Below are 11,605 nucleotides of genomic sequence, written 5' to 3'. Positions count from 1 at the left end.
TTAGAAAATGGGTTTTAGTAGTGAAGGCCACTACCTGATCTGAGATAGACCAATTCTTTTTTTTTAGGGAACCTTTAAGCTAATTGTATGCTTATTGTATAGTAATGAATACTTTAAATTAAATATTTTGACACATAGCCCGTGGCACATTGTATGGATTGTATTGAATTTTGTGTAAATGACGATTTTTTTAAGGTAAGTATTTGTACTGTAGTGTTTAACGCACGGTGTGTTTTATTTCTACGGGCAGCGCGCGTAGCCTTTTAGGTTGTGCCATGAGTTTTCCAAAAAACAAAAACCCGCACAGTTTATACCGTACGGGCCTAGAATTCTAAATTGTAAATTAGTCCAGTTCGGGACTGGTTCCACCATCGTCCATATCTTCATTGGTAGCGGCGGTTACATCGTCTACTTCGGACGTCTCGGATATGGCTTGAAGGAGCCATTCTGGTGGCCCTCCAATATCTACGTGCCCGTCTTCTGTTGAAGCAGTGATATTCGTAAAATCTGTGTCATGTCCATCTGCGGAATCAACAGCAATATCAGAGGGTGGAAGCCCTGCATCTGCTACGGAATTTGAAGTTTCCATGGTATCTACGGTTTTGTCATCTGTAGCATCAGATGAATCGTTTATATTGATATTTATGTTCATAGTTCATATATTTTTAGTGTTACCAAATAAATTTATCGGTTCATAATAGCATACCGTGCTTCAAATTGTAATGTTGAGCCGGTAAGATTTTTAGCCTCAATGAAATACTTGATTTTGGTACTACTTTGCCTACATACCTTAATTTTCCATTCTAATTGTGCGCCTCCATCCCTAATCGGGCTTTTTGCAACACAATTCCATACCACATGCCAAGCCTCAGGCCAGCTATGGGTAAACCATCGTCTTGTACTATTTGCAGGTAAACTGCCAGTAAATTGAACACCTACTCTCATAATTTTTTAGTTTTTTGGGAGGGACTTTTTTTTGGTCCTTCCAGATTAATGATTTTCGTTTAAGATGCAATTACACAGTACCGCGCTTGTACGTTTACCGTATAATTTTTGAGATTTTTTATCTCTATGTAATATTTGATCAGACCAAAAGCCTGTCTCGTAGTTTTTACTTTAAATTCTATTTGTGCAGAACCGTCAATTGCCGGCGCTGTTGGAACTACCGTCCAAATCACATGGTAATGGTCCGGCCAGCTATGGGTGAACCATCTGCGGGTGGCATTACGCGGTACACTACCGTTAAATTGAACCCCGCACCAAGGTCTACGCGAAGCGGTAGCTCTAACCAGTGCCCTTAGGTCCGGACGTCTGCCAATACGCTGAGATACCGGGTTAGCTCCTGCTTGTTGTGCGGAACCTGTGCTTCTCAATAATTGACGGGCTCTACGAGGCGTAAGCATAGCCCTTCCTGCTGCTTTTTGAATTCCCTGTAAACAGGCTACGGCACCTGTAACGATAGGCGAAGCACTACTGGTGCCATTAAACCGTGTGGTATACCATTCATTTTTGTTATTTGGGTTTGTTCCGGTTATTCTACCATATCCGCAAGTAGTTACCCCTTGGCCCCAACCTTGGGTATCAACACAAGAGCCGTAATTACTAAAGCCTAAACGGCTACGGTCAGCACCCCAATTTCCTCCATTAGTACCAGGAGGTGGTGCACCTGCACCCACAATAACACAGCCGCTATCGTGACCTGCGGTTCTACGGAAAGGATTTCGCCAACTAGATGGGAACCCATTTGGTCTAGTATTATAGATTGCAGCATCAAGATTTTGAGACCCGTTTCCAGCTGCTTCTATTACTATGATGCCTTTGTTGGTAGCATATTGTAACGCCGCTAAATCATCTGGCCACCATTCAATGGCTATAAAGCCCATTTGTGTATTACCACCTGGGTAGTTAGGTCCACCTCTATGCAATTCAATTAGCATAAGATCTCCCGTTCTAAGGTTATCAGCAGCTCTTCTAATAGCATTGGCGGTACCAACACCAAATATGGAATAGGCCCTAACATTGGCGCTAGGGCAGATTCCGGTTACCCCAAAGCTATTTCGGTCTCCGGTCATTTCTCCAAAAACCGCCGTACCGTGATTGTGCCAACGTAGGTCGCTCGTATTGTTGTTTCCACCAAGGAGGCCGCCCACATTAACCCGTAGATCTTCATGGTTAAAGTTCCACCCGCCTTCAATGTCTATTATACGAACACCGTTACCACGGCCGCCGGGTAGAGTCCAGGCGTAGCGTGCATCTACACCTTGTGGTGCCGCATTTAAATACCCTTGGGTGCTCGTGAGATTTTGGGCAATGGGCGGAGCATCATCACTTGGAGCGTCTTCCATACCATCTTCACCAAAATAAACGGGAGGTAAACAACCTGGTTTTACATACGCACCATCCACTTCGTCCAGTTCGTTCAATGAGGCTGCAATACTTTCCAGGTCTTCTCCTTCCGGTGCTGCTAGTTTATAAAACTGCCGCATTTTTGAAAGGTCCTCGGCACCTTCTTCTTGATTTGATTTTGAAACCAGTTCTGCCACTTCTGCATCTGTGTCTGCGAATAACGGAACAAGTTGCAGTTTTTTTTCCACTACAAAACCCGCTAGGGTATTTGTAGATGGTTTGGATTTCGATTTTGCAGCGGTGAGGGCTTCCTCTGCATGAGGGGCCTCAACGCTTTTTGAGACGACAATGAGTTCTGGTGGTGAACCCGATGGCGAATCGATAACTACTTTACTTTTTTTTGTTGCCATAAAATTGAATTTATAGGTCGACCTTTTTATTGGTATCGACCAAGGTTAATAATGAGTTCCTAATAAGATCGGGGGTATTTAAAATCGGATAACAGTTTCATCTAATGATTGAAGCTGCTACATTGGAGGGAAGTCTAGGGGTTTTTGGTAGGAAGCTGTAATTCCCTTGATTTGCATCAATTGATCAATAAGTTCCTGAAACGGAGCATGGTCATCTATCCTAACATAATGATAGCATTTGTCATTCAAACAAAGTGCTTCTCCGGAAATTACCGGATGGTAGGGGTGGAGTACGGTTTTTACCTTTGGAATTTTCCATAGGTCCTTCTCTTGTCTCCCGGTTTGAATTACCAATTCCATACCAATTCTGTATCTAAATACGGATTACAATTTCAATTTTGAAACTGGAATCAAGTTTAGTTTTAAAGGGAGAATGTGTCTTTTTATTACATGACAAACGTACCGAATTAGGCCACTTTAAAAAACCTAATTTGTATAGTTTGATGGAAATTCATTATAATCTGCGGTGTTTATTATTTATATTTCAAATAACTGTATTTCAATATGTTAAATTGATATTGGGTTAGGTTTAATTTGAAGGTGCTCAACATTTTGAACTAATTTTTATTAGTCGATTATCACCGTTTTGCCAGTGTTAAAAATCGATAAAAGTACAGAAAAGAAGAAGCCTCATCAAAATTGGAATGAACCAAATGATGAGGCGTTATCGGTATGATCAGAAAGTATGGTTTTGTAGTTTTGGCTTATGCAATTAAATGCAATGGCTGCCCGCTTTTATCCAAAGATTCAATAAAATCATTAGGTACATTTTGATATACCTCCAATCCTAATGTGGTAATAAATTCGTTGGAAAATATGTTCGCCATTTTTTCGGAAAGTAGCCAGCTTCTACATTTCATCCATTTTTCAACATTATTGCCGTACATGTGGTTGGCCAAATTAGGAAACGCATAATCCATACTTTTGCCCCAGTGTACCGTAAACGGAATGTTCTCCGCTTGCATCGCTTCAATCATAAAAGTGCCATATTCTTTCAAGCTGGGGATTTTATCGGATTTGTTCCATTGAATACCATCAATTTCAATAACACAGGTTTTATGGAATTTAGTAAAAGCCAATGTGCCCTCGGATTTATTTACATAACGCATCGCAAAAATCCCTGGAATAGGGTGGGCTTTGGTCATTTTTACTAGGGCGTTCAGGGCTCTTTCAGAATCTTCAATGGCCACTCCCATAGAGCAAGCAAAAGCGGGGCCTTTATAGCCGGCATCCCAAAAAGTTTCGTACAGTGTAGCCCTAATTTTTTCTTCGTCCTTGGTAATTTCCGGAAGAATACTTTTCTGCAAACTTTTTATAAACCACGGAATACTTTTTGGGAATTTTTCACTGAATTTAATGAGTAAATAAATAAGGTCTTTATAGAGCGATTTTTCAATTTTAGTAAACGGGTCTGGATAGGCTAGGGTATATTTTTTCTTGTACATGGCCTCAACTACGTACTTGTCTTCATCTACATACGGGTTAATGAAAATTTTATAATGGTAGGGTCTGCTAGGTTTTCCGTTTTCATCTACCTCGTTATCAATTTTAAACTCTGAATTCTTAAAATCTAAAGTTTTGGATAAGGACAAGGCCAGGTCCTTATCAATTCGTCTCACATATCTATCCAGCAAAAAAAGGTCTTCTGCCTCTAAGGTTACGCCATGAATGAACCCAAAACTTCCCAAACTGACCAAAGCAGCATTGAAAAGCTCATCATTTCTAATGACCCTGGCATTTATGCTATGTGCAAAAGCATCATTTAGACTGGGTTTTGTATGCCGTTCCAAATACACGTTATCAGTGGCGTTTGGTCCGGTAATTATATTAAGGCCAACCACATAATCTTGCACGGCGCCCGTATCAAAAGCGGACCCATGTACGCCTGTGGAAATGCACCCGGCAATGGTTTGCCCGTTACTGGCACCTGTGGTTTTTAAAGATTTACCGTATTCGTTCAATTTTTGCGAAATGCGTTTTATGGTATTTCCGCATTCAAAAAAGAAAATATTTTCATGCGCGTATTCAGAATCCGGGTGCATATCACTTTCCTCTATTTCAAGGTCTAGATACATCAAATTGTTTTGATGCATATTATCTTTCTGATGCGCAATTTTGGACATAGACCAACGCGAGCCGTACGCCCGGAAACCCTCGTTTTCCGTTTCACATTTTTTAATTAAGCGCTGAATTTCTTCTGCTGCATCGTTATAGCGCAGCACCCTGCTGGGCATAGTGGCTTTGTGTTCGTGACGGGTAATATATTGACGCTTCAGGTCAAAAGCCCCGTTCTCGTGCAGCGTATCCCATTTTCCAACTAATAATTCACTTGTCTTGGCCATAATTTTAAAGATCAGGTAGCATACATACATATTTTATCTTCACTTTTCTACGGCTTCCAAAAGTTACTAAGTACAAAAGGTTGCCTCCAAAAGTGTCCGTGAATTCAACCGAAAATAGTTTTCCGGATTCACATTTGTCTTTGGGTACTTTGATCATCATACCATCTGTAAGTACAGAAGTTTTTACTACTGCCGTATATTCTCCGTACATTTTATCGCGGTACCAATCTTGGCCTTCCATAGTTTCAGGAGGCATGGGCACGCCGTGTGTGCTTACCAACCGAGTGGTGTAACAAGATTGTAGGGATAGTGCGGCAAGAAGTAAAATTGCGCTAATGATATAGACTCTACGTAGCTTAATATCCATTTTTAGAAGTAATTAAATTGTGAAGTAAAATTTCACAAAACGTTACATGATGATATTCGGTAGAGGGAATAGATGCTCTAATTTACATAGAATGGACAGGTGTCTACAGGTAATTTGTATGGACTAACCTATATTTTGTATAAGTGGTATTTTTTGAAGAATTGAAATGGCCTTAAACTTTAAAAACTGACTAAAACCTAGAAGAATCAAAATCGGTTAACTTGTTTTAACCAAAGATTTTAACTTTAATGTTGAGGTTGTTTTTAATTTCATTGAGATACCCTGGGTTTAATAAATTACCCTTCAATCATCTGTATTTTTTCATTCTTATAGGTAATTCGGTAGGTTTTACCTTTCTCGGTTAGTTTAATTTCAAAATCGGAAGAAAAGGCCTTGTTATTAGTCGGGAACCAATCTTTTATTGTTTTGTTGATGCATATAAAAAGTCCGTTTTCGTCACCAATGGCGCAGAATCGGTCAAAATCACCATCGTAGATTTCAATGCCAGTAATATTATTTAGCTGAATGAATTCTTTTTCAATGTTTTTGGTTGGCAAACCTATCTCTGAAATTTCAATTAACTGATTAGTGTCAAATTTTTGTTCTGAAGAATTGTTCAAATTTTTTCGGGCAATAAGCTCAACTATATTTTGATCGCTATCATAAAAGTAAATGGCCTTGGCATTCCAAAATTCAAAATCCTGTATTTCTTGGCTGCCATTCATCAATATATCCACTTTAGATTTTACCCATTGTAACGCTTCAATTTCCTTGTTTGAAGGAATATTTATAGCAAAATGGTAGGGTGTTGTTTTTGGTTTGTATTCTATGTTGAGCATTGATTTGCCCATTTGAAAGACAACATTCTTTTCAGTATGCTTTACTACGGTTAACCCTAAAACATTGGTGTAAAAGTGGGTTTGTTCTTTAAGATGCGAACTGTATATTTTTAATTCTTTGATCTGCATAGTTAATTATAGTCGGCTATGGGGTTTCCAAGCTTGTTTGAGCATATTTCTCAATAAATCTATATAACTCCAACCTATTTTTCGTGCGGCAAGTAAAGTCAAACTATCCTGATTTTGTCTGCTGGGTCTTGAAGGTCCGGTCATATTGGGTTTCATATTCAAATCGAATAAAAAATAATTCCCCTTTATATCCGCACGGCAATCTATTCGTATGGGTGCTTTAATATTTAATAGTTCGCCTGCTTTTACGCATTGCTCGTATGCCCTTTGAATTTCTTCTGAATTCAACTCATCCTCTTCCAGAACGCTACTGTTTGTCATTACTGCAACCGTCCCGTTATAGGGGGCAATACCGTCTTTATGGTTAAATCTTTTAACGGCCGGAAGACACCATGGATTCTTGTAATTTACTTCCTGGTCATTGATCATATAAGTGCCCTGAGGCATTACCGTTACCGTAATTTCCTGACCATTTAAAAATTCCTCTACATACACAAGCTTGCCATATTCTTCGTCTGAGAAAATCTCGTTAAGTTTTAGGTCCAATTCTTTAGGGTCTTTTACTAGAGATACACCTTGACTGCCCCTGCCACGTAAGGGTTTAACGACCAGAGGAAAATCCATTTCAAGGGAATAATCGGGTAAATTTTCACTTGAAATCAATTGGGTCTTTGGAATGGCGATGTTGTTTTTCCTTAAAATTTCGTTCGTGAAAAATTTATCATCATACATATCTACCTCCTCAGGTAGCTGTCCTACAAACTTGATATCCCGACTAAAAAAGTGTGTTACATCATGGTCTTTGTATAAAACGGTATTCAGCCAAAATGTGTTGGCACCCTTATCCAGAGCTTTTTGAATACCCTCCTTGGTGTCCGGAAAAACCCAATCCAAATCTGTTTCTATGTTGGGTCGGGGTACAGGCGTTACAATTTCCACACCATTTTTATATAGCTCACAAGCAATATCTGCCCCACTATCTGAATAGCCGCCAGGCTTCATGGGTTTCTGTACGCCATCTTTAATTGGGGGGAGTTTGGCTTGATATAAAATAGCTATTTTCTGCACGATGTTTTCTTTTAAAATGTTGGTAAACTCACTGCCCTGTATGCTTCAATTGGTATAGTTTCTTTTTAGGAAAAGTAAAAATACCGGCTAGGGCAGTTTAGAAAGATAAAGGTAAAAAAAGGAATTAACAGAATTATTCGGGCTTGATAATAATCTTAAGAAAGAGGACTTTATTAAGCGTTTAAGTGTGATTGATGTTTTTTTGCATCCGTTTGAAACTAAGCAAGTTCACTCTGTTTTCTAACGGAAGTGGTTGAATATCTGATGAATCCATAAAAATAGACGTTCTCCCTTCCGTATTTGTCAAAAAGGCCGTGACCAGACATCCATAAGGCGGTAAGCTCCGTATTTTACCCTGAAGACTAACCAATAAAATACCTAATTACGCCGGATGACTTATTTAAAAAAACGGCTTGTTCTTTTTATTTTCCTAGGTTTCCTGTACCAGTCTTATGGTCAAGAGAAGCAGCAGTACAGTGGCCCACTGCAAGTGGGAGGCTATGAAGGGAAAGCAAATTACTCTTATGTAGTACAGGGACAAGACACCCTTTACAATGGTACGTTTCAACTCCAAAGTAGCAATCTTGGAGCTTTAGTTGAAAAAGAAGATACCTCTTTTCTTATTGATGGAAATTTTGACAAGGGCACGCCCAATGGTCCTTGGCATTTTCAGTTTGGGGAGTTTCAAACTGAGAGTGAAAGCAAACTGGTAGGGTACGAGTACCGGGTATTGATAAGTGGCCGTCAAGAAGAATCTAAAGGGAAGCTTGTAAATGGGATACCTAACGATAAATGGACGTATGAGGTAAACCAAATAAAATCTTCGGAGGTTGAAAAGACTCTTTTTAAAAGTGTAATCAATTTTCAAAACGGAATACCCCAGCAAAGCTTTCAGATTGAAAATGATAGTACCGTACTTATAGGTCGGTTTTTACGTAACGGACTGGCACATGACGAGTGGACATCTTACAGCGCCAATGCCATAGATGATACGGAAAACTGGATTTTTAAAGAGGGTGTGTTAAAAGAAATTATAACCGTAACGGATGGTTTAACAAATCGGGTTCCAGTTTTTGGAACGGACAAAACGTATAAGGTCGTAGCTTTAAACCTTGGTTATTTAGAGCTGTTGAAAGCTACAATTTCTTCAAATGGATCAGTAGACTTTTCCGGTGGGGTTTCCGAACTTTTGTCCAAGAACAATGGTTATTATAAAAAGCTGAATGATATCCTCAATGAAATGGGGCCAGCCAGTGTTGCTCCCAATTTTAAGGTAAAAGTTCCGTTTTACGCGTTGGACTCTTTGCAGATGAAGACCATAAATCAAATAGCAAGAGACTACAAAGCTGCGCAAGTCATAAGTGATACCCTTTTAAATAACAGTCACTTGAATATTGTACGTCGCTCCGATGCCGATGCACAGTACAGATATGAAGTGGTCAAAAAAATAAATGCCGATTTTCTGCAACCGCTCAGCACTTTTGTAAAGTACAAGGAGGAAGATATTCTGGAATATATGGAGCTTCCTAAATTGATGCAGCAATTGTGGCCCTCCGGAAAACCCAATACGAAAATTGAAGTTGTAATGGATACGGCCCAAAACCTAAGAACTTTTGTGCTTGCCAATACAGGTGAATTCAATTTTAACGGGAACTCCACTAAAACGGTCGCGGCAATAGCCGAATACGCCAAACTCAGCCTGCAAGAGCTTATGGAGTCCTTATCCGATAGATTAACGAACGAAGCGCGCCTACAAGCACTGAACGGACTAGAAAAGGATTTGATTGCGGCTAATGACAGTTTGGTTCAAAAAATAGATTCATTGCAACCGGAACTTACTCTGGATTATAAAGCTCCGTTGAAAAACTTGAAGAATCTAGCAGATGGGTTACTTGGGGATTATGCTTTGTTGAAAAACCCTGAGAAGAAATTGGCTTTTGGAAACAAGTTAAAGGTATGCCTAGCCGAATTACACGAGCTGACAGGTGTTTTGGGAGACCTTCCCCATACATCCCTAGAAATAGAAGAGCTCTACCAGGATGCCATTTGGAATCCGTTTATGGCCACGGTTATGCAAGAAGGTGTAAAGAAACGTATTACCTCTGCCTATAACGAAATATTGATACCCCATTTTTTAGAAGAAGCTACAGCAGTAAATTGTGAAAAGGTAAAACCACTTACGGAGCAAATAACCCATACCAATAAGCGTATGGTAAAGCTTAGGGAGGGAGATACCAAAAAATTAGAACGCAAGTTGCGTAAGGAGAAGAATCCGCAAGAAGTTATGAAACTGCTCCACGAGCAATCAATCGCCAAAGAAAAATAGAAATGGAAAGTAGAAAATTCAATTTTATTTGGCTCGTACTTTTTCTATTGGTCGTAACCAATAGTGTAGTCGCTCAGGAAGAAGAAAAAGTAGAATTACCTGCGTATTCAAAATATAAGGACCCAACCACCAAAGTTTGGGTGAATACGTATGGTAAAATCCGAATAGGGAAACGTTTGTTTTGGGATGCACAGACCCATTTTCGTTTTCAAGAAACCGAGGATACACCGTTTATTGGCCAAATTGGTCAGATTTATAACCGTCATGCCATTGGGTATATCTATTCTAAAAAAGTGAATTTTAGTTTGGGTGGGGTAGTGCGTATAAATTTTAATACGGATGAAGATTCAGAAGATAGAAACGTAGTTCCCGAGTGGCGTATTTGGCACCAATACCAATTTGCCATGCCGTTATATTCGGCAATGATCTATCACCGTATCAGAATTGAGCATCGCTGGACACAGGGTTTCGAAGAAAATAGCGAATACATCTTTAGAAACCGATGGCGTTATATGTTTCGGGCCAAAGTACCGTTGAACAGTCACAAACTTAAACCCAAAACGTTTTATGTTTCCCCGGAAGCGGAATTGATTATGCAAAGTGGAAAGGAAGTTGTAGGCAGCCCCATGGAAGACCTGCGATTGACCACTACCTTTGGGTACATTGCCACACCAAGGTTAACATTTGCAGCGGGATTAATGTACTCGCAAGGGCAGGATTTTACCAATGCTGGATATTACAAGCAGGCTTGGACCTTACGTTTTCACATGTACTATTCGCCTGATTTTAGAAGGGTTAAAAACAAATTGCCAGAAATCCATTTGGACGATTGATGCGTATCTAAAACGTAAAATGAAGAAAACCATGAAAAAGAATATCATTCTCTATTTGATTCTGGCGGTAACTATTGGTAGTTCCGTGTTCTATTTTACCAAGTCTAGTTCTCTAAGTAAGCAACTGGAAGAAATACAGGAGCAACAAGGCCAGATTTCCGAGGAACTTGGCGAGTATGAAAAATTGGCGTTGATAGATTCCATGCTTCTAGCGGGTAATTACGATACAGCAATAGAGTCCTATACCGCTTCTTTAAAAGTGAAGGAAGAAAATAAAATGGGAATCCCGTTACGCATTGCATTGGCGCAGAAATTGGCGCAAGCGAAGTCCAAAGCTCAACCAAAAGAAGATTCTTTGAAAGCGGAATTGGACAGTCTGCCGAAACCAGTGATAGCTTCGGCAAATGAGGTTCGTAAATACGATTCCCTAAATTTTACGTTGGAAAAAACAAAGGTACAATTGGCCCGTCTAAAGCGCCAAATGAAGGATAGGTCTTTTGGGGAATATCTAAAATTTAAAAGTGCCAAGGGCAATTTTATGCACTACGTAGGAAAAGTAAAAAACGGAAAAGCCAATGGCTACGGCATTGCTCTTTTAGACAGTGGAAGCAGGTATGAAGGGCAGTGGGTAAACAATAACCGTGAGGGCGAAGGTACTTTTTACTGGCCTGACGGCGAATACTATATTGGTACGTACAAGAATGACAAACGTAGTGGTTTTGGAACGTACTATTGGCCCAATGGTGAAAAATATGCCGGTCAATGGAAAGAGGACAAGCGCAGCGGAACAGGCAAATTCTTTGACTCCCATGGCGATTTAGTCGCCGGTGGCGAATGGAGTGATGATAAGTTGGTTGAAATCAACGATAAGTAAGAAGAGTAGCG

11 protein-coding genes are annotated in these 11,605 nt (G+C 39.8%); 3 read left to right on the top strand and 8 right to left on the bottom strand.

What is annotated here, in order from left to right; genetic code table 11:
- Window positions 1-343: 343 nt before the first annotated feature.
- The 8 genes from KO513_RS06835 to KO513_RS06800 form a co-directional block, all read right to left on the bottom strand.
- Window positions 344-652: a hypothetical protein gene (locus tag KO513_RS06835; RefSeq protein WP_215912804.1), complete on the bottom strand. Its 309-nt coding sequence runs from the start codon at window positions 650-652 to the stop codon at window positions 344-346.
- 32 nt (window positions 653-684) lie between these two features.
- The gene (locus KO513_RS06830) at window positions 685-945 is read right to left on the bottom strand and encodes a hypothetical protein (RefSeq protein WP_215438293.1); all 261 of its coding nucleotides are present in this window, start codon (window positions 943-945) and stop codon (window positions 685-687) included.
- Window positions 946-1,004: 59 nt separating this feature from the next.
- Window positions 1,005-2,756: a S8 family peptidase gene (locus tag KO513_RS06825; RefSeq protein WP_215912803.1), complete on the bottom strand. Its 1,752-nt coding sequence runs from the start codon at window positions 2,754-2,756 to the stop codon at window positions 1,005-1,007.
- Window positions 2,757-2,873: 117 nt separating this feature from the next.
- Window positions 2,874-3,116, bottom strand: coding sequence for a hypothetical protein (locus tag KO513_RS06820; RefSeq protein WP_215438291.1), 243 nt, complete (start codon window positions 3,114-3,116; stop codon window positions 2,874-2,876).
- A 404-nt stretch (window positions 3,117-3,520) separates the two neighbouring features.
- Window positions 3,521-5,158 carry an FAD-binding protein gene (locus KO513_RS06815; RefSeq protein WP_215912802.1) on the bottom strand — a complete coding sequence of 546 codons (1,638 nt, stop codon included), beginning with the start codon at window positions 5,156-5,158 and terminating at the stop codon, window positions 3,521-3,523.
- Window positions 5,159-5,162: 4 nt separating this feature from the next.
- A complete protein-coding gene (locus KO513_RS06810) occupies window positions 5,163-5,525 on the bottom strand; it encodes a hypothetical protein (protein WP_215912801.1) in 363 nt (120 codons plus the stop codon).
- 296 nt (window positions 5,526-5,821) lie between these two features.
- Window positions 5,822-6,493: a VOC family protein gene (locus KO513_RS06805; RefSeq protein ID WP_215912800.1), complete on the bottom strand. Its 672-nt coding sequence runs from the start codon at window positions 6,491-6,493 to the stop codon at window positions 5,822-5,824.
- 6 nt (window positions 6,494-6,499) lie between these two features.
- Complete coding sequence (locus KO513_RS06800) at window positions 6,500-7,561, bottom strand: ATP-grasp domain-containing protein (protein WP_371735450.1); 1,062 nt, start codon at window positions 7,559-7,561, stop codon at window positions 6,500-6,502.
- A gap of 391 nt (window positions 7,562-7,952) precedes the next feature.
- On the opposite strand from KO513_RS06800, the gene KO513_RS06795 reads away from it, so the two are divergent.
- The 3 genes from KO513_RS06795 to KO513_RS06785 are packed head-to-tail and all read left to right on the top strand — an operon-like array spanning window position 7,953 to window position 11,594.
- A complete protein-coding gene (locus KO513_RS06795; RefSeq protein WP_215912799.1) occupies window positions 7,953-9,887 on the top strand; it encodes a hypothetical protein in 1,935 nt (644 codons plus the stop codon).
- Between the two features lie 2 nt (window positions 9,888-9,889).
- Window positions 9,890-10,720 (top strand): DUF2490 domain-containing protein, encoded by an 831-nt coding sequence (locus KO513_RS06790; RefSeq protein ID WP_215912798.1) that lies wholly within the window; start codon window positions 9,890-9,892, stop codon window positions 10,718-10,720.
- A gap of 31 nt (window positions 10,721-10,751) precedes the next feature.
- Window positions 10,752-11,594 carry an MORN repeat-containing protein gene (locus KO513_RS06785; RefSeq protein ID WP_215912797.1) on the top strand — a complete coding sequence of 281 codons (843 nt, stop codon included), beginning with the start codon at window positions 10,752-10,754 and terminating at the stop codon, window positions 11,592-11,594.
- Window positions 11,595-11,605: the final 11 nt, after the last annotated feature.

It is taken from the genome of Zobellia sp. B3R18 (assembly GCF_018860715.1).
Classification (GTDB): Bacteria; Bacteroidota; Bacteroidia; order Flavobacteriales; family Flavobacteriaceae; genus Zobellia; species Zobellia russellii.
This window is presented reverse-complemented; position numbering and strand designations above follow the sequence as displayed.

What these genes read in the sequence shown, in the direction of transcription:
- KO513_RS06805 (WP_215912800.1), bottom strand. Translation starts at nt 6,493, where the DNA reads ATGCAGATCAAAGAATTAAAAATATACAGTTCGCATCTTAAAGAACAA.
- KO513_RS06785 (WP_215912797.1), top strand. Translation starts at nt 10,752, where the DNA reads ATGAAAAAGAATATCATTCTCTATTTGATTCTGGCGGTAACTATTGGT.
- KO513_RS06795 (WP_215912799.1), top strand. Translation starts at nt 7,953, where the DNA reads ATGACTTATTTAAAAAAACGGCTTGTTCTTTTTATTTTCCTAGGTTTC.
- KO513_RS06835 (WP_215912804.1), bottom strand. Translation starts at nt 652, where the DNA reads ATGAACATAAATATCAATATAAACGATTCATCTGATGCTACAGATGAC.
- KO513_RS06825 (WP_215912803.1), bottom strand. Translation starts at nt 2,756, where the DNA reads ATGGCAACAAAAAAAAGTAAAGTAGTTATCGATTCGCCATCGGGTTCA.
- KO513_RS06830 (WP_215438293.1), bottom strand. Translation starts at nt 945, where the DNA reads ATGAGAGTAGGTGTTCAATTTACTGGCAGTTTACCTGCAAATAGTACA.
- KO513_RS06815 (WP_215912802.1), bottom strand. Translation starts at nt 5,158, where the DNA reads ATGGCCAAGACAAGTGAATTATTAGTTGGAAAATGGGATACGCTGCAC.
- KO513_RS06810 (WP_215912801.1), bottom strand. Translation starts at nt 5,525, where the DNA reads ATGGATATTAAGCTACGTAGAGTCTATATCATTAGCGCAATTTTACTT.
- KO513_RS06820 (WP_215438291.1), bottom strand. Translation starts at nt 3,116, where the DNA reads ATGGAATTGGTAATTCAAACCGGGAGACAAGAGAAGGACCTATGGAAA.
- KO513_RS06790 (WP_215912798.1), top strand. Translation starts at nt 9,890, where the DNA reads ATGGAAAGTAGAAAATTCAATTTTATTTGGCTCGTACTTTTTCTATTG.